General features: G+C 71.6%; 21 protein-coding genes. 13 read left to right on the top strand and 8 right to left on the bottom strand.

Annotation, left to right across the window (positions count from 1 at the left end):
* Positions 1–55 precede the first annotated feature (55 nt).
* The gene (locus H0488_RS23930) at positions 56–241 is read right to left on the bottom strand and encodes an antitoxin (RefSeq protein WP_376768454.1); all 186 of its coding nucleotides are present in this window, start codon (positions 239–241) and stop codon (positions 56–58) included.
* A 96-nt stretch (positions 242–337) separates the two neighbouring features.
* Between H0488_RS23930 and miaA the strand changes: the two genes are divergently transcribed.
* The 7 genes from miaA (at position 338) to H0488_RS05455 (ending at position 7,761) form a co-directional block, all read left to right on the top strand.
* Positions 338–1,279 (top strand): tRNA (adenosine(37)-N6)-dimethylallyltransferase MiaA, encoded by a 942-nt coding sequence (miaA, locus tag H0488_RS05485; RefSeq protein ID WP_183098279.1) that lies wholly within the window; start codon positions 338–340, stop codon positions 1,277–1,279.
* A 142-nt stretch (positions 1,280–1,421) separates the two neighbouring features.
* A complete protein-coding gene (locus tag H0488_RS05480; RefSeq protein ID WP_183098278.1) occupies positions 1,422–2,351 on the top strand; it encodes a helix-turn-helix domain-containing protein in 930 nt (309 codons plus the stop codon).
* A complete protein-coding gene (locus H0488_RS05475; RefSeq protein WP_183098277.1) occupies positions 2,348–2,902 on the top strand; it encodes a dihydrofolate reductase family protein in 555 nt (184 codons plus the stop codon). Before H0488_RS05480 ends, H0488_RS05475 begins: the two co-directional genes overlap by 4 nt.
* 244 nt (positions 2,903–3,146) lie before the next feature.
* Positions 3,147–3,782 carry a pyridoxamine 5'-phosphate oxidase family protein gene (locus H0488_RS05470; RefSeq protein WP_183098276.1) on the top strand — a complete coding sequence of 212 codons (636 nt, stop codon included), beginning with the start codon at positions 3,147–3,149 and terminating at the stop codon, positions 3,780–3,782.
* On the top strand, positions 3,769–4,665 hold the full coding sequence (gene dapF, locus H0488_RS05465) for a diaminopimelate epimerase (protein WP_183098275.1): 897 nt from the start codon (positions 3,769–3,771) through the stop codon (positions 4,663–4,665). Before H0488_RS05470 ends, dapF begins: the two co-directional genes overlap by 14 nt.
* 129 nt (positions 4,666–4,794) lie before the next feature.
* Positions 4,795–6,915, top strand: coding sequence for a GGDEF domain-containing protein (locus tag H0488_RS05460; protein WP_183098274.1), 2,121 nt, complete (start codon positions 4,795–4,797; stop codon positions 6,913–6,915).
* Between the two features lie 69 nt (positions 6,916–6,984).
* A complete protein-coding gene (locus tag H0488_RS05455; RefSeq protein WP_183098273.1) occupies positions 6,985–7,761 on the top strand; it encodes an SDR family NAD(P)-dependent oxidoreductase in 777 nt (258 codons plus the stop codon).
* A gap of 13 nt (positions 7,762–7,774) precedes the next feature.
* Here H0488_RS05455 and H0488_RS05450 read toward each other — a convergent pair whose 3' ends face one another.
* Together H0488_RS05450 and H0488_RS05445 are read right to left on the bottom strand one after the other, a co-directional pair.
* Positions 7,775–8,431 carry a vWA domain-containing protein gene (locus H0488_RS05450; RefSeq protein WP_183098272.1) on the bottom strand — a complete coding sequence of 219 codons (657 nt, stop codon included), beginning with the start codon at positions 8,429–8,431 and terminating at the stop codon, positions 7,775–7,777.
* 37 nt (positions 8,432–8,468) lie between these two features.
* A complete protein-coding gene (locus H0488_RS05445) occupies positions 8,469–8,903 on the bottom strand; it encodes a hypothetical protein (protein WP_220794227.1) in 435 nt (144 codons plus the stop codon).
* 137 nt (positions 8,904–9,040) lie between these two features.
* On the opposite strand from H0488_RS05445, the gene H0488_RS05440 reads away from it, so the two are divergent.
* From H0488_RS05440 to H0488_RS05420, 5 genes are read left to right on the top strand one after another with little or no spacing between them, the layout of a single operon-like run.
* Positions 9,041–9,301, top strand: coding sequence for a hypothetical protein (locus H0488_RS05440; RefSeq protein ID WP_183098271.1), 261 nt, complete (start codon positions 9,041–9,043; stop codon positions 9,299–9,301).
* A 51-nt stretch (positions 9,302–9,352) separates the two neighbouring features.
* A complete protein-coding gene (locus tag H0488_RS05435) occupies positions 9,353–12,094 on the top strand; it encodes a helix-turn-helix transcriptional regulator (protein WP_183098270.1) in 2,742 nt (913 codons plus the stop codon).
* Positions 12,095–12,138: 44 nt separating this feature from the next.
* The gene (gene hflX / locus H0488_RS05430; protein ID WP_183098269.1) at positions 12,139–13,638 is read left to right on the top strand and encodes a GTPase HflX; all 1,500 of its coding nucleotides are present in this window, start codon (positions 12,139–12,141) and stop codon (positions 13,636–13,638) included.
* 56 nt (positions 13,639–13,694) lie between these two features.
* Positions 13,695–14,387 (top strand): SGNH/GDSL hydrolase family protein, encoded by a 693-nt coding sequence (locus H0488_RS05425; RefSeq protein WP_183098268.1) that lies wholly within the window; start codon positions 13,695–13,697, stop codon positions 14,385–14,387.
* A gap of 31 nt (positions 14,388–14,418) precedes the next feature.
* On the top strand, positions 14,419–16,416 hold the full coding sequence (locus H0488_RS05420; RefSeq protein ID WP_183098267.1) for an ATP-dependent DNA helicase: 1,998 nt from the start codon (positions 14,419–14,421) through the stop codon (positions 16,414–16,416).
* A 210-nt stretch (positions 16,417–16,626) separates the two neighbouring features.
* On the opposite strand, the gene H0488_RS05415 is transcribed toward H0488_RS05420, so the two are convergent.
* Positions 16,627–18,168 carry an MXAN_6640 family putative metalloprotease gene (locus H0488_RS05415; protein ID WP_183098266.1) on the bottom strand — a complete coding sequence of 514 codons (1,542 nt, stop codon included), beginning with the start codon at positions 18,166–18,168 and terminating at the stop codon, positions 16,627–16,629.
* A gap of 170 nt (positions 18,169–18,338) precedes the next feature.
* Complete coding sequence (gene lexA / locus H0488_RS05410) at positions 18,339–19,076, bottom strand: transcriptional repressor LexA (protein ID WP_183098265.1); 738 nt, start codon at positions 19,074–19,076, stop codon at positions 18,339–18,341.
* 244 nt (positions 19,077–19,320) lie between these two features.
* Here lexA and H0488_RS05405 point away from each other — a divergent pair, with 244 nt between their 5' ends.
* Entirely contained in the window at positions 19,321–19,665 is a 345-nt protein-coding gene (locus H0488_RS05405; RefSeq protein ID WP_183098264.1) for a LysM peptidoglycan-binding domain-containing protein, read from the top strand.
* A gap of 433 nt (positions 19,666–20,098) precedes the next feature.
* Here the strand turns inward: H0488_RS05405 and H0488_RS05400 are convergent, their stop codons facing one another.
* From H0488_RS05400 to H0488_RS05390, 3 genes are all read right to left on the bottom strand, one after another.
* Complete coding sequence (locus tag H0488_RS05400) at positions 20,099–20,830, bottom strand: PKD domain-containing protein (protein WP_183098263.1); 732 nt, start codon at positions 20,828–20,830, stop codon at positions 20,099–20,101.
* Between the two features lie 20 nt (positions 20,831–20,850).
* A complete protein-coding gene (locus H0488_RS05395) occupies positions 20,851–21,408 on the bottom strand; it encodes a hypothetical protein (protein WP_183098262.1) in 558 nt (185 codons plus the stop codon).
* Positions 21,409–21,511: 103 nt separating this feature from the next.
* A complete protein-coding gene (locus H0488_RS05390; RefSeq protein ID WP_183098261.1) occupies positions 21,512–21,997 on the bottom strand; it encodes a hypothetical protein in 486 nt (161 codons plus the stop codon).
* Positions 21,998–22,225: the final 228 nt, after the last annotated feature.

Raw genomic sequence — 22,225 nt, 5'->3', positions numbered from 1 at the left:
GCCTTTCGTCGGTTCGTCCGTGAGCTGGCGGGTTGGTCCGGAGCGGGGCGCGACCTCAGCGGATGTCGTCGTTCTTGCCGTCGAGCCCGTCGAGGACGTCCTTGGCCTTGTCGGCACCCTTGTCGATCTGGTCGCTGTGCTTGCCGCCGGTCTTGTCGTCGACGAGGTCGGCGGCCTTGTCGAGGCCGTCGCCGATCTTGTCGCCCGAGCTGTCGACCGCCTTGGTCACCTTGCTCTTCACGCTGTCGAAGAAGCCCACGAGAAACCCCTTGCTGGATGGCCGGCCCCGCGGTGGGGCGCGTCCGATCCAACCTATACCGGTTGGCAGACTGCGCCCATGGACGAGCGCGGCGCCCCCCGGTCGGTGACCCCGATCGTCGCGATCGTCGGGCCGACCGCAGCCGGCAAGACCGGCCTGTCGCTCGATCTCGCGGAGCGGCTGCACGGCGAGATCGTCAACACCGACGCGATGCAGCTCTACCGCGGCATGGACATCGGTACGGCGAAGCTGCCGATCGCTGAGCGCCGCGGGATCCCGCACCACCTGCTCGACGTGCTGTCGGTGCGCGACCCGGCGACGGTGGCGGAGTTCCAGGGCTGGGCCCGGGAGGTGATGGCGGCGCTGCGTGCCGCCGGGAAGTCGCCGGTGCTGGTCGGCGGCTCGGCGCTCTACACCCGGGCCGTGCTCGACCGCTTCGAGTTCCCGGGCACCGACCCGGAGCTGCGCGCCCGGTGGGAGGCCGAGCTCGCCGTCCGCGGTGCGCCGGCGCTGCACACCCTCCTCGCCGAGCGCGACCCCGACGCCGCGGCCCGGATCCTGCCCGACAACGGCCGCCGGATCGTGCGGGCGCTGGAGGTCATCGAGCTCACCGGCCGGCCGTTCTCGGCGACCCTCCCGCAGCAGGAGTACGTCGATCCCGCCACGGTCCAGATCGGCATCCGGATCGACCGCGAGCTGCTCGAGCAACGGGTGGAGCAGCGGGTCGCCGAGATGTTCGAGGCGGGCCTGGTCGACGAGGTGCGCCGGCTGCTCGACGACGGTCTCGCCGAGGGCCGTACGGCGTCGCGGGCGATCGGCTACCAGCAGGTGATCGCGCACCTGGCCGGCGAGCTGACCCTCGACGAGGCCCGCGAGCGCACCGTGATCGCCACCCGCCAGTTCGCCCGCCGCCAGCTGGCCTGGTGGAAGGACGACCCCCGGATCACCTGGATCGAGCACGACGCCCCCGACCGCGTCGACCAGGCCCTTGCCGCGATTGCTTCGGTCGGGAGCTCGTAGGTCGAGGAGCTCGCTCTGGCGAGCGTCACGAGACCCGTTTCCGCCGCAGGTCTCGTGACGGCTGCTGCGCAACCTCCTCGACCAACGGAGCGGAGCAAGAACGGTCAGGCGCCGACCGGCGATCCCGGGTGAGACTGTCTGCATGGCCGACACTCCGCGCGACCGACTGCGCGAGCTGCTCGACGCCGTGCTCGACGAGGACCACCACACGCTCGACGAGATGGCGGGCGGCGCCTACGCGTCGCCGTACCACTTCAACCGGCTGCTCTCCCGCAACGCCTACGAGGCGCCGGTCGCGATGCGGCGGCGGGTGATGCTCGAGCGGGCGGCGTGGCAGATCCAGCAGGGGACGAGCGTCACCGACGCGGCGTGGGCGGCGGGCTACGGGTCCGTCGAGGGCTTCAGCCGCGCCTTCACCCGCGCGTTCGGCCGCCCCCCGAGCTCGCCCGCGACCACTCACTGGCTGCCGGCGAGGAACGGCATCCACTTCCATCCGCCCATGTCGCTGTGGGTGCACACCACGGAGCAGCCGATGAACCCACTGACCGAACAGCTCGTCGGGCACGACCTCGACGACACCCGCCGACTGCTCGAGATCGCCAAGGGCCTGCCGGACGAGGAGTACCGCAAGGAGCGGTTCCCCGCCCACACGGTGCTCCGCTGGGACGGCGAGGACTCCTCCATCGTCAACGTCCTCGAGCACCAGGTGTTCACCAAGGAGGTGTGGCTCGCGGCGATCGAGGGCACCGACTTCCCGCAGGACCGGGGCGACGACCCCGCCACCCTGCTCGAGCGGCACGACGCGGTCGCCGCGCGCTGGCTGGGCTTCGTCCGCGACACCGAGAGCCGCGGAGCCTGGGACGACCGCTTGATCGACGCGCTCTGCGACCCGCCCGAGAGCTTCCAGATGGGGAGCGTCGTCGCCCACGTGCTGACCTTCGCGTCCCACCGGCGCCAGCTGGTGCGGCAGATGCTGCGCGGCGCCGGCGTCGACCCTGCATTGTTTGGCGACGGCGACCCGATCAGTTGGCTGCGCGCCAAGCGCGGCGAGGACGCGGGGGCAGGGGCATGACAAAGCTGACCTACTACACGGCGACCACGCTCGACGGCTACATCGCCGATCCCGACGACTCGCTCGACTGGCTGTTCCGGCAGGACCAGGACGAGCAGGGCCCGCTCAACTACGAGGAGTTCATCAAGGACATCGGAGCGATCGTGATGGGCTCCACGACGTACGAGTGGATCCTGAACCACGAGCCCGACAAGTGGTTCTACCCGATGCCCGCCTGGGTGATGACCCACCGGGACCTGCCGCTGCCGTCCGTCGAAGGAGCGGACGTGCGGTTCGCGACCGGAAGCGTCCAGGAGGTGTACGACGCCATGGTGGCCGCCGCGGGTGGCACGGACCTGTGGGTGGTCGGCGGGGGAGACCTGGTCGGCCAGTTCGCCGACGCGGGCCTGCTCGACGAGGTGGTCACCTACATCGCGCCCGTCACCCTCGGCGCCGGCCGCCCGATCCTGCCGCGCCGCCTCGACCTCGAGCTGGTCGAGGCGACGCAGAACAAGGCGTTCATCGCCGCCCGCTACCGCTTCGTCGGTCCCCTGACCGAGGACCGCGCCTGAGTGCCTTGGTTTCGAGGCTCGCTGCGCTCGCACCTCAACCAGCGGCGGGGCTGCGGTGCGCTCGCACCTCAACCAGCGGCGGGCTGTGCTTGCGCTCGCACCTCAACCAGCGGCGGGCTGTGCTTGCGCTCGCACCTCAACCAGCGGCGGGGTCCATGCGAACCGTCGGTGTGCCGCCGCTGGTTGAGGTGCGACGAGCGCAGCGAGGAGCCTCGAAACCAAGGCCACCCTCTACCCTTGAGCAGTGACCGCCTGGACCGAGATCACCACCGCCGACGAGCTGAGCGCGCTGCTCGGCGAGCCCGCGGCGGCGGCGGTGGCCAAGGAGCGGTCCGAGCTGACCGACGTCGACCGCGACTGGCTGGCGGCCTCCCCGTTCTGCTTCGTCGCGACCGCTGACGCCGACGGCAACCTCGACGTCTCGCCGAAGGGCGACCCGGCCGGGATGCTGGCCCACGTCGTCGACGCCACGACGATCGCGATCGCCGAGCGGCCCGGCAACCGGCGGGCCGACGGCTACCGCAACATCCTCGCCAATCCGCGGGTCGGCCTGAACTTCCTGATCCCGGGTCGTGGCGACACCCTCCGCATCAACGGCCGGGCGCGGCTGGTCAGCGAGGCGCCGTTCTTCGACGCGATGGTCGTCAAGGGACACCGCCCGCTGCTCGCGGTGGTCGTCGACATCGACACCATCTTCTTCCACTGCGCGAAGGCGTTCCTGCGGTCGAAGCTGTGGGATCCCCAGACCTGGGACCCCGATGGCATCGTCCCCCGCCGGGCGGTCCTCTCCCACCAGCTGGAGAAGCCGGACCAGAGCATCGCCGAGCTCGACGAGTACTACGGCGCGAGCTACGAGAGGGGTCTCTATGAGCAGCGCTGAGACCTCGTCGGTCGAGGAGGTCGCGCAGCGACCGTCACGAGACCCGTACGCCTTCCTCAAGGGGCACGGCACGCAGAACGACTTCGTGCTGCTGCCCGACCACGACGGCACGGTGCACGGCGAGCTCGGCGCCGAGCGGGTGCGCGCGCTGTGCGACCGCCGGGCCGGGATCGGCGGCGACGGCGTGCTGCGGGTGATCCGGACCGCCGCCATCGACGCGGGTCGGGGTCAGCAGGCCGAGTGGTTCATGGACTACCGCAACGCCGACGGGTCGCTCTCGGAGATGTGCGGCAACGGGATCCGGGTGTTCGCGCGCCACCTCGCGCTCGAGGGGCTCGTCGATCCGACCGGTCCGGTGCCGATCGGCAGCCGCGACGGCGTGAAGACCCTGACCTTCGCCGGCGGCGTGGCCGAGGGCGAGATCACCGTCGACATGGGTTCGCCGAAGGTGCTGGAGGAGACCGAGGTCTGGGTCGAGGTCGCCGGGATCGAGCGGGAGTGGACCGCCCTCCACGTCGGCATGGGCAACCCGCACGCGGTGGCGTTCGTCGAGGACCTGGCCGACGTCGGTCCGCTGACCGACCCGCCGGCGTACCGCGAGGAGATCTACCCGGACGGGGTCAACGTCGAGTTCGTCGTACGACGGGGGCCGGGCCACGTCGCGATGCGGGTGCACGAGCGCGGCTCGGGCGAGACCCGCTCGTGCGGCACCGGTGCCTGCGCCGTGATGGTGGCCGCCGCCCTCGCCGACCGAGCGCCCCGCGACACCGACTACCGGATCGACCTCCCGGGCGGCACGCTGCGGATCAGCTGGACGGCCGACGACCGGATCCTCATGACCGGACCCGCCGTCCTCGTCGCGGCGGGCACCACCAGCCTGTAGGTCGACCAGGGACTTTGGTCCCAAGGCCCCTCGTTTCCGGGACGGGCGGTCGGGACCGCTGCGACCATCGAGAGCGGCACTGGGAGGTGCTGTGGCCGTCCGACTGGTGGGCGGTCGGGAGGGAAGCACATGAGTGCCATGGGGAGTGCTCGCTGGGCGTACATCGCGCTCGGGGGAGGGCTGTTGATCATCGCGCTGTTCGGCGTGTTGATCGACACCGCCGCGGGCTCTGTCGTCTACCTGCTGGGTGGGCTGTACGGCACGCTGCTGTCAGTGGTTGCGGCGTGGCGGATGCCGCCCGCGCGACGACGCATCTGGTGGGCGTTCGCGGTCGGGCAGGTGATGTGCCTGATCGGTGACTCGCTGTTCACGCTCTTCGAGGACGTGCTGCACATCGAGCCGTTCCCCTCGGTGGCCGACGTGGCCTACCTGGCGCAGTACCCCGCACTGGCGGTGGGCCTGCTGTGGCTGATCCGCAAGCAGCGCCGAGGTCGCGACCGCGCCGCCTTCCTGGACGCCGCGATCTTCACGACCGGCCTGACCGTCGTCGGGACGGTCTTCTTCGTCGGGCCGGCAGCGGCCAACGGCGGATCGACCCTGCTGAGCCAGGTCGTCGCGGCGGCGTACCCCGCCGGGGACCTGCTGGTGCTCGCGCTGGCGGTGGGCCTGTTCACGGCCGGCGTCGTGCGCAACGACGCCCTCTGGACGCTGGTCGTGGCGATCTTGGCGCTGCTGGTCGCCGACCTGGTCTACGTCGCGAGCGTGGTCAACGAGGCGGCGTACCCGTCCTGGATCGACTACGCCTACCTGATGTCCTACGTCGGGCTCGGGTTCGCTGCGCTCCATCCGTCCGCCCACCTGCTCTCCGAGCCGACGCTCGATCGACCGCCCCGGATCACCGTCACGCGGATGGTGCTGCTCGGCCTCGCGCTGATGCTGGCGCCGCTGACCAACCAGGTCGCCTTCCTGACGGGCGTCGACCACGGCACGTGGGTGGTGTTCGTCGGCGGCTGTGTCGCCGCGGTCCTCGTGGTGCTCCGGCTCGGCGACCTGGTGAAGGACCTCCAACGCAAAGCGGTCCAGCTGGCCGCGCTCGCCCGCAAGGACGGCCTCACCGGCATCCCGAACCGTCGTACGTGGGACCACGAGCTCTCGCGCGCCTGTGCGCTCGCCCGCGAGGAGGGCACCCCGCTGACGGCGGCGGTGCTCGACATGGACAACTTCAAGCTGTTCAACGACACCTTCGGCCACCTGAAGGGCGACCTGGTCCTCAAGGAGACGTCCGCCGCGTGGGCGTCGATCCTGCACGGACGGGGCTTCCTCGCGAGGTTCGGCGGCGAGGAGTTCACCGCCCTGATCCCCGCCGCGTCGACGGACGAGGCGGTGGCGCTGCTCGACCACATGCGGCGGTCGGTGACCCACGGTCAGACGTGCTCGATCGGGCTCGCGACCTGGGACGGCGTCGAGACCCCGGGCACCCTGGTGGCCCGAGCCGACCGCGCGCTGTACCACGCCAAGCACAACGGCCGGAACCGGATCGCGGTCGACGCGGACGGGACCTCCACGGTGGTGACCCGGCACAGCGACCTGAACCCGATGGTGGAGGCACTGCGGTCGGTCTACCAGCCGGTCGTGGACCTGCGCACCGGGACCGTCATCGGGAGCGAGGCGCTCAGCCGGTTCGCCGGCCAGAACCCGCGCGACGTGTTCGACGCGGCCGCTCGCGACGGGTCGTCGGCGGCGCTGGAGTCGGCCGCGATCCGCAAGGCACTGGACGGCTGGAACGGCGTCGGACTGCTCGGACTGAACACCAGCCCCAGCGCCCTCCTGACCCCGCAGCTGAACGAGGTGCTGCCCGCCGACCTCACCGGCATCGTCATCGAGATCACCGAGGCGGACCTGGTCGGCTACACGACGGAGGTGATGCTCGCGATCGACGCACTGCGCGCCCGTGGCGCCCTGATCGCGATCGACGACTTCGGCATCGGCTTCTCCAACATCCAGCGGGTCGTCACCCTCCGACCCGACTTCGTGAAGCTGGACATGTCGCTCGTCCGCGGCATCGACGCCGACCCGACGCTGCAGGCCGTGGTGGCCGCCGCTCTCCTCTTCGCCGAGCAGACCTCCTCAGTCGTCGTCGCCGAGGGCATCGAGACCGCCCAGGAGCGCGACTGCCTCGTCCGCCTCGGCATCGCCTACGGCCAGGGCTTCCTCCTCGGCGCCCCCGAGCCGTCGCGCGTCGACCACTGAATCGACCACTGATCCGCACGACGGGTGGTCCCGCTCGCGCCGCTGCCCGCCCTCGCTAGAGTCCGCGGCATGGAACTCACCGGATCATCCGCCATCGTCACCGGCGGCGCGTCGGGCATCGGCGCCGCCTGCGCCCGTCAGCTCGCCGCTCGCGGGGCCACCGTCGTCGTCGCCGACCTCCAGGCCGACAAGGGCGAGGCGCTCGCTGCCGAGATCAACGGCGTCTTCGCGCAGGTCGACGTCACCAACACCGAGCAGATCGCCGCGGCGGTCAAGACCGCTGCCGAGATCGCCCCGCTGCGTGCCGTGGTCAACTCGGCCGGCATCGGCTGGGCCCAGCGCACCATCGGCCGCGACGGCTCGGTCGAGTCGGCGCACTCGCTCGAGGCCTTCCAGAAGGTGATCGCGATCAACCTGGTCGGCACCTTCGACATGGTCCGCCAGGCCGCCACCGCGATGAGCCTCAACGAGCCCGACGAGGACGGCTGCCGCGGCGCGATCGTCAACATGGCGAGCGTGGCCGCCTTCGACGGCCAGATCGGCCAGGCGTCGTACTCCGCCTCGAAGGGCGGCGTCGTCGGCATGACCCTCCCGGTCGCCCGCGACCTCTCGGCCGCCGGCATCCGGCTCAACACCGTCGCCCCCGGCCTGATCGACACCCCGATCTACGGCGAGGGCGAGGCGTCGGAGGCGTTCAAGGCCAACCTCGGCCAGAACGTGCTGTTCCCCAAGCGCCTCGGCTCGGGCGACGAGCTCGCGTCGATGGTGATGGAGTGCCTCACCAACTCCTACATGAACGGCGAGGTCGTCCGCGTCGACGGCGGCATCCGGATGCCCCCGAAGTAGCGCGGCGCCCGGATCAGTCGGCGAGCGTGGCCCTCTCCTCGGCGGTGTAGGCCTCCATCGCGGGCGCGGGCGCGCCTGCCAGGTGCGCGGCCATCCGGTCCTTGCGCAGCTTGCCGACCTTGCCGGCGCTCATCGCCATCGCCTCGCGCGTCTTGCCGCGGCCGTAGGTGACCGACGCCGCGGCGCTGACGCCGAGCGAGACCCCGACCTCGATGGCGTCCTGGTCGGCGCCCATGTAGAGGAACTGCCAGGAGTAGTCGTTGGTCTGCTGCTCGACCAGCGCCTTGATCGCCGGGTGGGTCCACTCGTGGCTGGCGTTCTCGTAGCCGTCGGTCATCACGGCGACGATGACGGTGGCCGGTCGCTCGTCCTCCGGCAGTGCCGCGAGCTCCGCACCCGCGGAGGTGACCAGCCGGCCCATCGCGTCGAGCAGGGCGGTCGAGCCGCGCGGCTGCAGGTCGAGCGGCGGCACGTCGGCCAGCACCTTGTCGGAGTAGACGACGTCGTACTCGTTGTCGAACTGCGCCAGCGTCACCCGGCACTCGCCGGGGGTCTTGCGCTGCTCGTCGATGAACGCGGCGAACCCGCCCTCGGTGTCGGTCTTGATGGACTGCATCGAACCGCTGCGGTCGAGCAGGAAGTACAGGTGGGTGAGGTCCGCTCGGGTCATCGTGACTCCGTCCCGGGAGCGGCCTGCCGACAGCTCCCTACTTGGTGGGTCGACGCGGCTTGAACCGCATCGGGGCCGGCGCCGCGGCCGGTTGCCGCGGCACCCCTGACTCCAGGTCGTACTTCGCCCGCTCGACTCCCGAGGCGGTCACCCGGCCCCGCTCGTCGGCGTAAGCGCTGAGGGTGCGGGTCCGGGCCAGCCGCGGTCCGACGGCGTTCTCCGTCAGCCCGGCTTGGGCACCGGCGCTCCGGAGAGACGCCTGGCCGGTCAGGACGGCGGCCGCCATCGACTCGTCGATCAGCTCGGTCAGCCGGTCGGCCGCTTCCCGAAGGTAGGGGAGGGCTCCGACGGAATCCTTGCCCTCTGCTTCGTCGAGAGCGCGGCGTACGTCCGCCAGACCTGCCAACCCCTCCCTGTCGGGCCCTCCCGCAACATCGGACGGGTGCGGGTCGACCGGTGGATCCTGGGTCATGCGGCGACGATACCGCACAAACTGCGGATACGCAAGAAGTGCGGCAGCGCACTTCATGCGTCCCGGGGGCGGTCCGGGGGTGGATCGAAGGGTTTTCCCCGCTGCTGCGCCCGCACCGCCCGCAGCACGCTGCTGCCGTGGGAACGGGTCTGCACGTCACCGACATCTGGGTGAGCGAGCACTACTGGCCGGCGATGGCGGCCGAGCTGGTGACCGCGCACGCGCAGCGGCTGGCGTACTCGGGTGCGCTGGCGACCGTCGTACTCCCCGGCGAGCGAACCGCGTTCGGCCTCCACGTGGCCGGCGGCGCGGCCGACGTACGGCGTGCGCTGGCGGAGGTCGGCCTCGGCAGCGGCTCGATCGGGCCGGGCTGGCTCCTCGACCGGGACCCGGGCTGAATTCTCCAGATTTCGTGGTGACAGGCCCTGACTCGGAGCAAACTGCCTTCCGTGGGGGTCGTCGTGGGGCGAGAGGCGGAGCTTGCCGCTTTGCTGGCTTGCGTGGATCGCCTCGCGGAATCCGGGCCTGCGACGGCGACGGTCGTCGCGCCCGCCGGGATGGGCAAGAGCGCGCTGGCCGTGGCGTTCCGCGATGCGTTGGTCGGACGCGAGCTGACCGTCCTGACCGCCCGTCCGTTGATCGCCGAGCGCCGGTTGTCCTTCTCGGCGCTGACCGAGCTGCTCGGCCCCGTCCCGCACGAGGAGTACGACGCCCTGCCGGGTCCGCAGCGGGCGGCGATCCGCTCCGCGCTGCTGCTCGACGACGGCGACGGCGCCGACCCGCGGGCAGTGGCCGCCGCGGTGCGCGGGGTCCTGCACGCGCGTGCCTCGGTGAGCCCGGTGGTCGTCCTGGTCGACGACGCCCAGTGGCTCGACGACGCCTCCGCCGGCGCCCTGGGCCAGTCCCTGTCCCGGCTCGCCGGTGCGCCGATCCTCGTGGTGGCGTGGGCCCGGCCCGGGGGCCGGGCGTTCGACGAGTGGCTCCCCGACTGGCCGAACACCGAGATCGGGCTCGAGCCGCTGCCGATCTCCGTCCTCTTCCACGTGGTCCGCGAGCACCTCGACGTCCAGCTCACCCGCAGCGAGCTGCGCGCCGTCGCGGAGGCGTCGGGCGGGAACCCCTTGCACGCCCTGGAGTTCGCCCGGCACCGGGCGCTCGGCCCCGGCGCGAGCTTCGAGGGGTTGCTGAGCGACCGGCTGCTCGCCCTGTCGCGACCGACCCGCAGCGCGCTGCTGGCGGCAGCGCTGTGCGCGGCGCCGACCGCGTCGCGGCTGGCCAGGGCGCTGGGACGCAACGTCGACCAGCTGCTCGACGACCTCGAGCCCGCGGTCGCGGGCCGGCTGATCCGGGTCGGCCGGTCGATCGGCTTCCTGCACCCGCTCTACCTCGAGGCCGCGGTCGACAGCGCGGCGCCGGAGGAGCGGGTGGCCATGCACGCGGCGCTCGCTCCCGTCGAGCCGTTGGAGGAGGCCCGGGTCCGGCACCGGGCGCTGGCCGACGACGCGCCCGACGAGCCGCTCGCCGTGGAGCTCACCGACGCCTCGCGCAAGGCGTGGGCCCGGGCGGCGTGGCTGTCCGCGACCGAGCTGCTCGAGCTCGCTGTCGAACGGAGCGAGGACCCCGCTGCGCGGGACCGGCGGGCGCTCGAGCTCGCCCAGCGACTGGTCACCAACGGCGATCCCCGCGACGCGGAGGAGATCCTGCACCGGCTGCGCGCGGACCCGGCAGGTCCGTCGTACTGGCCGGCGACGGTGGAGCTGTGCAAGCTCTACACCCTCGACGAGCGGTACGACGACGCGCGCGCCGTCGCTCGTGAGCTCGACGCCGCGGAGCTCTGTCCCGAGGACTACGCCAGCGCCGTCGTGCACGCCGAGGTCGACATGCTGCTCGGCCGGATGGATCAGGTCGCGCAGAGCTACGCCGAGGCACACCGCCGGCTGGCCGAGGTGCCCGACCGGCCGGGCCTGAGCCGCCTGCGCGCCGAGGTGCTGGTGCCGTACGCGTACAGCCGCTACCAGCAGGCGGAGCCGTTCCAGCACCTGCTCGACGAGGCGATCGAGCACGACCGCCGCGAGCCGGGCGAGCGGATGCTCTACCGGCCGGTGATGCTCGAGGCGGTGCGCCAGATGACGAGCGGCCGGTTCGCGGAGTCGCGGGCCAACTTCGAGGCGATCCTCCGCGACACCGCGGAGTCGGGCGACGACCTGTCGCTGCCGGTGATCTACTCCTACCTGGCGTCGCTCGAGGTGAGGGCGTGCCGGTTCGACGAGGGGCGCAGGCGGGCCGAGGAGGGCCTCGCCGTGGCCTCGGCGTCGATGCCGGCGTTCCTGCCCATGCTCACCAACGTCCTGGTCTCGGCGGACGCGCACGTGGGTGACGCGGCGCGGGCGCTCGAGCGGTCCGAGGAGGTGCGGGAGCTCCTCGGCCCGCTCGACGACCCGTCGCAGGAGGTCACCTGGGCCGTCGGGAGGCTGGCCGCGCTGGCGGCTGCGGGCCGCACGGAGGAGACCTACGAGCTGTCGGTGCGGGTGCGCGAGCTGGTCGCGATGCTCGGTTGGCGGCACCCGGCCGACCCGATGATCCATCCGAACGTCCTCGACGTGCTGGTCGAGACCAGCCGGCTCAACGAGGCGGAGGAGTACCTCGCCGACGTACGGACGCGGGCGCAGCAGATCGACCTCCACGCAGTCGTCGCGGAGCTGGCCCGGGTCGGCGTGGCGCTGGCCGCGGCGCGTGGCGACCTCGAGGGCGCCGCGGCGGCGGTGCCCCCGATGCTGGCCGGGCTCGACGACCTGCCGCCGGGCGTGGAGGTGCAACCCGTCGAGCGGGCGCGGGCCTGGTGGACCGCGGGCAAGGTCTACCGGAGGGCGCGGATGCGGCGGCAGGCCACGGACGCGCTGCAGACCGCAGTCGCGCTGTTCGAGGAGATCGGCTGCGCCGGCCGTGCCGAGCAGGCGCGCGCCGACCTGGAGCGCGCCGGAGGTCGCCGCAACGGGCAGGTGCTCACCCCGACCGAGCTCGGGGTGGCGCGGGCCGCGGCCGGTGGTCGGCGCAACACCGAGATCGCCGAGGAGCTCTTCTTGTCGGTCAAGACCGTCGAGTCCCTGCTGACCCGCTGCTACCGCAAGCTCGGCATCCGGTCGCGGGTCGAGCTCGCCGCTGCGCTCGAGCGGGTGACCACCGAGGATTAATCGGGAAGCCTTCGGCGCGCTGCGTGGTTACCCTGGACAGACCTATGACGAACCACGCAGAAGAATTCTCCCTCGACTCCGAGCTCGCGCAGACGACCGGCTGGGAAGCCGACGACTTCGACGAGGCCGACGACTTCGAGTCGGGCTACGCCGACCTCGACGGTGCCGACCCCGAAGAGCTCACCGCCGGTGAGCTCGACCTTGCGGCGCGCCACGAGCTGCGCCGGGTCGCCGGCCTCCGCACCGAGCTCGAGGACATCACCGAGGTCGAGTACCGCCAGCTGCGCCTCGAGCGCGTCGTCCTGGTCGGGGTCTGGACGTCCGGCACGATCGAGGACGCCGAGAACTCCATGGCCGAGCTCGCGCTGCTCGCCGAGACCGCCGGCTCGGAGGTGCTCGACGCGATCTATCAGCGCCGCCAGAACCCCGACCCCGCGACGTACGTCGGTCGCGGCAAGGTCGACGGCATCCGCGAGATCGTCCAGGCCTCCGGCGCCGACACCGTGATCTGCGACGGCGAGCTCGCGCCCAGCCAGCTGCGCAACCTCGAGGACAAGATCAAGGTCAAGGTCGTCGACCGCACCGCGCTGATCCTCGACATCTTCGCCCAGCACGCGAAGTCCAAGGAGGGCAAGGCGCAGGTCGAGCTGGCCCAGCTCAGCTACATGAAGCAGCGGCTGCGCGGCTGGGGCGGCAACCTCTCCCGCCAGGTCGGCGGTCGGGTCGCCGGCGGCGCCGGCATCGGTGGCCGTGGCCCCGGTGAGACCAAGATCGAGACCGACCGGCGGCGCATCAACGACCGGATCGCCAAGCTGCGTCGTGAGCTGAAGGCGATGGCCGGCACCCGGTCCACGATGCGTCAGGAGCGGCACCGCAACCACGTGCCGTCGGTCGCGATCGCGGGCTACACCAACGCCGGCAAGTCCTCGCTCCTCAACAAGCTCACCGGCGCGGGGATCCTCGTCGACGACTCGCTGTTCGCGACCCTCGACCCGACGACGCGGCGCACCACCGCCTCCGACGGCCGGGTGTACACGATGAGCGACACGGTCGGCTTCGTGCGCCACCTCCCGCACCAGCTGGTGGAGGCGTTCCGCTCCACGCTCGAGGAGGTCGCCGAGTCCGACCTCATCGTCCACGTGGTCGACGGCTCCCACGCCGACCCCGAGGGCCAGATCGCCGCGGTGCGCGAGGTGCTCGCCGAGATCGGCGCCTCGGGCATCCCCGAGCTGATCGTGATCAACAAGGTCGACGTGGCCGACCCGATGGTGGTGTCGCGGCTCAAGCAGCGCGAGCCTCACTCGGTGGCCGTCTCCGCGCGCACGGGTGCGGGCATCGCCGATGCCCTCGCCGCCATCGAGGCTGACCTGCCGCGACCGCAGGTGGCGTTCGACGCCCTGGTGCCCTACGCCCGCGGCGACCTGGTCGACCAGATCCACCGCCTCGGCGAGATCACCTCGCTCGAGCACACCGCCGACGGCACCCGCATCGCCGGGCGTGCCACCGAGGCACTGGCCGGCGAGCTGGCGGCGTACGCCGTCTGAGCAACGATCTGGCCATTCGCCGGACAGGGTCGTCCTGAGCGTCGCACCATCTCCTCGTGCGCATCCGGGGAGCATGGTTCGTGGCGGTCGGCCTGACCGTTGCTGTGGTGACGGCCGGGCTGCTGGTGATGACGCGGGCGGGCGCTGACGCCGACCGGTGCACGGGGTTCCGCGTCGCAGCCCGGGAGCGCGCGGAGCTCGTGACCGGATCCGGTGACGAGCTCCTGGTGATCGGCGACTCCTACTCGGTCGGGCTCGGCGTCCGGGCCTCGGAGAGCTGGCCGACCCGGCTCCCCGGTCGGGTCGTCGTCAACGGGTTCTCGGGGTCGGGGTTCAGCCGCGACGCGAGCCCCTGCGGTGACGTGTCGTACGGCGCCCGCGCGGCCCGTGCTCTCCCCGAGGGGACGTCGTCCGTGGCCGGTCCGGTCGTAGTCGAGGGCGGGCTCAACGACGTCGACCAGCCTCGGCGCGCGATCGTCGACGGCTTCCAGCAGCTGATGTCCGAGCTCGCCGGCCGCCCGGTGCTCGTGGTCGGCCCGGCGCCGGCGCCGGAGCGGGCGGGCGCCGTACCTGAGGTGGATGCGCTGCTCGCCCGCCTCGCCCTCGCGCACGGGGTCGGCTACCTCTCGATGCTCGACGCCGACCTGTCCTACCTCGACGATGGCCTGCACCTGACGCCCGAGGGCCATCGGCGGTTCGGCGACCTGGTCGCCCCGGCTCTCTCCACAGCCCGCGCGCCCGGGCGCTGACCTGTCCGACCTGCGGTCTAGGGTTCCGGGCATGTCCGGGGTCGACCACGAGGCGCTGCGCGCCACGCTTGCGGCGGCTGTCGAGGCGCTCGGGGGCCGGGAGCGGACGGGTCAGATCGCGATGGCCGAGGCGGTCGCGGAGGCGATGACCGAGCACCGCCACCTCCTGGTCCAGGCCGGCACCGGCACGGGCAAGTCGCTGGGCTACCTCGTGCCCGCGCTCCGCCACGACAAGCGGGTCGTCGTCGCGACCGCGACCCTCGCCCTGCAGCACCAGCTGGTCGAGCGTGACCTGCCGCGGCTGACCAAGGCCGTCGAGGGGCGCACCGGCGTCGACACCAGCTATGCCGTGCTCAAGGGGCGCTCCAACTACGCCTGCCTCCACCGGATCCGCGAGGGCGTGCCCGACGAGCAGGGCGTGCTGGTCGAGGTGCCCGAGGGCTCGCTCGGCAAGAAGGTGCTCGAGCTGCGGGAGTGGGCCGAGGGCGAGGTCAAGGCCAAGGGCACCGGTGAGAAGGACGCCGCGCCCCGCCACACCGACCGCGAGTGGCGCCAGGTCAGCGTCAGCGCCCGCGAGTGCCTGGGCGCGACCAAGTGCCCGTTCGGCGAGGAGTGCTTCGCCGAGCGCGCCCGCGAGAAGGCGCACAAGTCCCACCTCATCATCACCAACCACAGCCTGCTCGCGATCGACGCGATCGAGGGCGTGCCGATGATCCCCGAGTACGACGTCGTGGTGATCGACGAGGCCCACGAGCTCACGGCGCGGGTCACCCAGGCGGCCACCGACGAGCTCTGGGCGTCGGAGGTCGAGCGCGCCGCGCGCCGGTCCGCGCGCCACACCCGGTCCGACAAGGGCGAACCGGCCGGCGACCTCGAGGACGCCGCCGTGGCGCTGCGCGCGGCCGTCGGTGAGGCCAACCCCGGCCGGTTCGACACGGTCCCCGACGATCTCGCCGACGCGCTGGCGCTGGTTCGCGACGCCGCGCGGGCCCTGGTCAGCGCCTTTCCGAAGGCCGACGCCGGCGACGAGGCCGACGCCGGGCTGACCCAGGCCAAGGGGTCGGTCCAGGAGGTCTTCGTGACCGCCGACCGGATGGCCGCCAACGCCGACTCCGACGTGCTCTGGCTGACCGAGGGCACCGAGCGGCTCCCACCCCGGCTCTGCATCGCGCCGCTCCAGGTGTGGGGTCCGCTGCGCGACAAGCTGCTCTCCGACAAGACCGTCGTGATGACCTCGGCCACCTTGATGCTCGGCGGCGACTTCACCTCCGTCGCCACCTCGGTCGGCCTCAAGCCCGCCGAGCGGGTGCCGCTCGGCAACGTCGAGACCGAGGCAGACGAGGACGCCGAGCCCTGGGTCGGCCTCGACGTCGGCAGCCCGTTCGACTACGCCCGGCAGTCGATCCTCTACGTCGCCCGCCACCTGCCTCAGCCGGGTCGCGACGGCCTCGGCCCGGCCCAGCTCGACGAGATCACCGAGCTGGTCGACGCCGCCGACGGACGCGCCCTCGGCCTCTTCTCGAGCCGGCGGGCGGCCGAGACCGCGGCCGAGCACGTCCGTGCGAAGCTGCCCCACCTCACCACCCTCGCGCAGGGCGACGCCCAGCTCCCCGAGCTGGCGCGGCAGTTCGTGGCCGACCCCCACACCTGCCTGTTCGGCACCCTCGGTCTGTGGCAGGGGCTCGACGTCCCCGGCGACACCTGCCAGCTGGTGATCATCGACCGGATCCCGTTCCCGCGACCCGACGACCCCTTGATGAGCGCCCGTCAGCGCGCGGCCGACCAGAGCGGCGGCAACGGCTTCATGCAGGTCGCCGCCACCCACGCCGCGCTGCTGCTCGCGCAGGGGTCCGGCCGGCTGATCCGCACCCATGACGACAAGGGCGTGGTCGCCGTTCTCGACCCACGGCTGGTCACCGCCCGCTACGGCAGCTTCCTCAAGGCGAGCCTGCCGCCGATGTGGATGACGACCGACCCGGCCGTCGTCCGTAAGGCGCTGACCCGGCTGTCTGCCTCCGCCGGCGACTGAGACACGCCTGCCGCCGCTGGTTGAGGTGCGAGCGCCGCTGGTTGAGGTGCGTCCGCCGCTGGTTGAGGTGCGAGCGCCGCTGGTTGAGGTGCGAGCGCCGCTGGTTGAGGTGCGAGCGCCGCTGGTTGAGGTGCGTCCGCCGCTGGTTGAGGTGTGTCCGCCGCTGGTTGAGGTGCGAGCGAAGCGAGCCTCGAAACCAAGGCGCTGCGATCAGCTGCGCTCGGCCCGCGCCACCACCCGCTGCGCGACGTCCTGGTCGAGCGGACGGCCGTGGCAGCTCCACCGGGTGCCGAAGCCGCAGCGGTAGCGGGTGCTCGCGTTGACCACGGTCAGCTCGACCGCGGTCACGTCGGTCGCCGAGAACGCCACGGTGCCGTCGTGGTCACCGGTCTCCGACAGGTCGAGCACGACGGTGCGCACCCCCCCTGCCTTCAGGAACACCCGCGCGAGCGCCCGGCTGCCGCGCCGCTCGGGCGCGAGGTCGAGGATGAGCCGCAGCTGCCAGTCAGCGGCGGCCATGCCCGACGCGGGCTCGAACCGGTAGGTGTCGGAGGTCAGGTGGTCCTGGACCAGGCGGATGTCCGCCACCGGATCGGTCCGGGTGAGCCACCACGTGCCGGCGAGCGGAGCGCGGGGGTAGCGCCGACCCTCGGCGTACCACCGGGTGGGGTGCTGGTTGGCGGCCGACATCCGCAGGAATTGGTCGGCCACGCTCGAGCCCTGGTCGGCGAGAGCGCGGTCGACCGCGGCCAGCGAGTAGTGGTCGGGCGCGCCGGACCGGGCCGCGTCGGCGTACCGCCACATGGTGCGGACGATCTCCGGCAGCCCCGCCTGCGAGGTGCGGAACCGCTCGGTCAGGTGGCGGAAGAAGATCCAGGCGCCGTAGTAGTAGCCGTCCTGGAGCGAGTCGAGCGGCAGGTCGGGCTGTCCGAGCGGTCCCCACGACAGATAGCTGACGTTGTCGTCGACCCGGTCGAACACCTCGTCCTCGACCCAGGTCGCGGTGGCCTCCATGAACCACGCGTCCTCGCCGACGTCGTAGCCGAACTGCACGGCGTGGAAGTACTCGTGCGCCGCCGTCACCTGCATGTTCTGGATCGGCGTGTGCAGCGGGAACTCGCGCTTGCGGTAGTCGTTGTCGAGCACGCAGTAGGCCCAGGTCGCGCCGTGCTGCGGCACCGCGGCCGCGTCGGTCGCGCAGTAGCCGTAGAGGGCCTGGTCGCCGATCTGGGCGAGGTAGACGTCGGGGCGCGCGTCACCACCGCGGGTTCCGTCGCCGAGCGGACGGCGGTAGCCCGCGTCGACGTACGTCCGGTGCACCCGCACCATGCTCGCCAGGACGGTCTCGACGTAGTCCGGGCGCCCGTCGTCGTCGCGGTCGCGGGTCGGCACGCCGTTGGCGCGGTCGTCGGCGCGCTCCACGTAGTGCACGCACAGCAGGGCCGTGCACACCCGGCGGACGTCGCGGGTCGTGTAGCAGGAGAAGTCGGCGCACCTTTCCGGGTTGCCCGTCGGGCGGGAGAGGTACGACGCCGCGCGCCGCTGCAGCTCCGCCGGCAGCGCGTCCTTCAGCTGAGCCAGGTCGCGCAGCGCCAGCGTCCGGTCGCCCGCGAGTGTCTCGACCCGGTCCAGCGTCGCGACCGCCCGCGCCTCGCGGCCGTTCACCGGCACCGGGTCGGCTGCAGTGGGCGCGGCGGGCACCGCTGTGACGAGGGCCGAGCACACGAGCAGCGCCAGCGCGCGACGGATCATGCGCTGACCCTAGAGCGAAGCGCGCCTGGCCGCTGGTTGAGGTGCGAGCGAAGCGCGCGTGGCCGCTGGTTGAGGTGCGAGCCAAGCGCGCCTGGCCGCTGGTTGAGGTGCGAGCGAAGCGCGCGTGGCCGCTGGTTGAGGTGCGAGCCAAGCGAGCCTCGAAACCCGGCCTACACCCGCCGCAGCACGGCCGTCACCTTGCCGAGGATCGTGGCGTGGGTGCCGTCGATCGGCTCGAACGCATCGTTGTGGGGGAGCAGCCAGACCTGGTCGCCCTTGCGCTGGAAGGTCTTGACCGTGGCCTCGCCGTCGATCATCGCGGCGACGATCTCGCCGTTCTCGGCCGTGGGCTGCTGGCGGATCACGACGTAGTCGCCGTGGCAGATCGCTGCGTCGATCATGGACTCACCGCTGACCTCGAGCAGGAACAGCTGGCCGTCGCCCACGAGCTGGCGGGGGAGCGGGAAGACGTCCTCGATCCGCTCCTCGGCGAGGATCGGTCCGCCGGCGGCGATCCGGCCGACCACGGGCACGTTGGTGGGGATGGGGGCGGAGTCGCCGAACCCGGTCTCGTCGTACGTCGACTCCTCGGCCGCGCCGATCGACCGCCGCTGGCGCATCGCCTCGGGCAGCACGACCTGCAGCGCGCGGGGGAGGTTGGGGTCGCGCTTGAGGAACCCCTTCTCCTCCAGCACCTTCAGCTGGTGGGTGACGCTCGAGGTGCTGGTCAGGCCGACGGCCTTGCCGATCTCGCGCATGCTCGGCGGATAGCCGCGTTGGTCGATGCAGTCCTTGATGTGCTGCAGGACCCGCTGCTGGCGAGGGGTGAGCCCCGTCGCGTCCGGGGGTCCGTCGGGCAGCTCGCTGACCTTCTTGCCGGCTGGGTTGTCCGCCTTGGTGTTCGGCATGACGTCGACGGTAACGCCGATCACGCTCCGATTTCAAACATCTGTTCGAACTGGCGTGTCGCGACACGCCGTCGAACATCTATTCGAACAGGTCCTTGATTCGTTCGAACAGGTGATCTACTCTCGTACATGTGTTCGATCGAACGTTTGATCGGACGGCCGCCGAGATCATCTGTCGGGGGTCCTCGATAGACATCGGGTCGAACACGAAGTCCAGAGATCTCACCCTTCCCCGGAGGTCACCATGAGCACCATCACCTTTGCCCCGCACGTCACTCTCTCCAGCCCGCGCCCGGTGCGTCTCACCCGCCGCGGTCGACTGGTGGTCTTCGCCTTCGGGGTGCTCCTGGCCTTCGCGCTCGGCGTGTGGTTCGCCGCCGGCTCCGTCGCCACTCACGAGGCCGGCGTCGAGCAGGTCGAGGTCGTGACCGTCGCCCCGGGCGACACCCTGTGGGACATCGCCGCCGACGCTGCCGCCACAACCGGCGAGAGCAACGTGGGCGACATGGTCGACCGCATCAAGAGCCTCAACAGCCTCGACTCGAGCATGGTCTACGCCGGCCAGACGCTCCGCATCCCGACCGACTAGGTCGTCGACTTCGTCCGCGACCTCGACCCTCGCGGACGGCAGGGCCCACTGCCCGGGCCCGAAGGGGAAGACGAAGGGCGGACCCGCGACCCCGGGTCCGCCCTTCGCGCTTTTCGCCACTGTCGGTCGAGGAGGTCGCGCAGCGACCGTCGTGGGGCCCGTTGGTCGAGGAGGTCGCGCAGCGACCGTCACGAGACCCGTTGGTCGAGGAGTCTGGAGACCCGTTGGTCGAGGAGGTCGCGCAGCCTGCTCGTTGGTCGAGGAGGTCGCGCAGCGACCGTCACGAGACCCGTTGGTCGACGAGGTCGCGCGGTCGAGGAGTCTGGCGACCCGTTGGTCGAGGAGGTCGCGCAGCGACCGTCACGAGACCCGTTGGGTCGAGGAGTCGGGAGGCCCGTTGGTCGAGGAGGTCGCGCAGCGACCGTCACGAGACCTACTCGTAGCCCACCAACGTCGGCCTCGCCTCGATCGCCCTGAGGTCGGTGGGTTCGCCGGCGATGTTGGCGGTGCCTGCCACCGGCCTCCACGGGCCGCTTTCGACGCGCCACTCGGCCGTGTAGGTGGTTGTCACCCGGGGCCGGTACGCGCCCTTCTCGAGGTAGTTGTGGGTGACCTCCAGATCGGGGTAGCGGGCACCCGGAGACTCGGTGGTCACTGACTCTCCGTCGCCGAAATGCCACGTGTAGCTCGTCGGCCAGATCCGAAGCTGGACTGCCCGGCCGAGCAACTGGACTGTTCGGGTGAACGGCTGGTCGTTCGTCGTAAAGAAGTTTGTCTCGAAGTTGACGAGGGTGCGTCCACCTGGCGGCTGGACATGGAGACTGCTAGCGGGCAGTTCGATTCGGCGGAGCACTCGCGCGACCATTCCGTCAGTCACTATGGGTGCTGCGGCGTCAGTCGAACCGCCGCACACGTCTTCGGGCGGAAGGCCGAGCACTGCCGCCGCGGCTAGGCACGCGGCAGACCCCACTGGTGGCGCGGCATTCTGCTCGTCCGCTGTTTGCTCGGCAGACTCGCTGTGCTCCGGACAGACGCGGACGATCGTCGTGATGACCTGCCCGTGCGATATCCGAGTTCGCTCCACCTCATAGCAGTGACCGGCGCGCGCGGCAGGCGCAGGTATGACTTGGATTAGTGCCGCCAACGCTCCGCCGGCCAGCGTCATGGCCGTTCGCCGGTCGGAAATCACGACAGGTACACGATCTCTGCGATGAGCCAGCCCTCGCCCGACCGCTCGAGGCGGATGTCGAGCACGAACTTCTCAGGTCCGTACCTGACCGGCTCGGCGCCTCGGCGCGAGAGTGTCACACCACCTGCCGACGATATCGCCGAGTACACCGAGGCGGTCTTGCCGTCTCTGTCTGATACTCGGGCACGGACGACCGACCATCTCCCACCGCGGAACCAGCCGCCACTTTCGAGAGCCTTGATGACCGGATCGACATGTTCAGCGCATGTCCAACAGTCTGCGGTCGTGAGATCCGTCGCCTCTCCTGGGTCTCCCCCGCGCAGGGTTGCGTTGAACGCGGTCACCCAAGCGCGCACGACGTCGACAGGTTCCTCGAGGGTGGTGGCGTCGGACGTGCCGGCGGTCGGCGCCGTCGAAGGGCTCGTCGCGGACGGGATCGGCTTGCCGGTGGGGGTGACCGGATCCGCCGGCTCGGCTTCCTCGCACCCGGCAACAGCGAGAGTGAGCAGCAGCGTGGCCGCGCCGATAGCGGCTCGCGTGGGCGATGACTTCATGCAGGCCTCCCGAGATGGTGCGCCGCCCCGACCCAGTGGCGGCGCTCGAAGGTACCCCGCAGGCGTGGGGTTCCGACAGCCCCCCGCACTGCCCTGTGGACGCTCACGGGACCCGGCGGATCTCGGTGATCGCCGACTGGCCGGCGACCCGCCCCACCTCGAACTCGAGCGCAACGCGCGCCCGGCGCCGGGTGTCCTCGATCGACGCCCGCACCGTCGCCGTCCGGACGGTGTGACGGGTGACCCGTGCACCAACGACCACCCAGCGGCCGCCGTCGAGGTAGCTGTCGCAGGCATCGCATCCGGGTCCCGTCAGGTCGTCGACGGCCGTGGCGCTGCCGGTCCGCACCGACCGGTTCCGGGCGTCGATCCACGCCTGGACAGTCGCCACCGCCGACAGCTCGGCACCCTTGGCGGCCGCGCTTCCGACTGGCGCCCCCGGATAGGGACTCGACTCGACCAGCGTCGCGACCACGGTCGCCGGCCGGCGTTCCTGCTCGTTGCATCCGGCCAGCACACCGACCAGCAGGCCGGCCAGCAGCAGCGCAGCGATCCCTGTCGCCGACCGTGCACGAAGTGACGCATTCATGGGGCCTCCCGAGACAGATCGAGCCGCCCTGACCCACGGCGGCGCGCCGAACGTAGCCCCTCGCCGCCCGCCCTCGACACCCCTCGATCCGAGGGTTGTGGATAACCATCGGACACGCCCGTGGGACTGCCGGTGGCGGATGTGCTGGCGGACGTCATGCGGCCGCCCATCCATGGATCAACTGACGTATGACGTCCCGCCGGACGTCGTACGCCCTGCCACCGATAG

The organism is Nocardioides pelophilus (assembly GCF_014180685.1).
GTDB classification, from domain to species: Bacteria; Actinomycetota; Actinomycetes; order Propionibacteriales; family Nocardioidaceae; genus Nocardioides; species Nocardioides pelophilus.
Note: the sequence above shows the minus strand (reverse complement) of the source record. Positions and strands in the feature narration are given on the sequence as shown.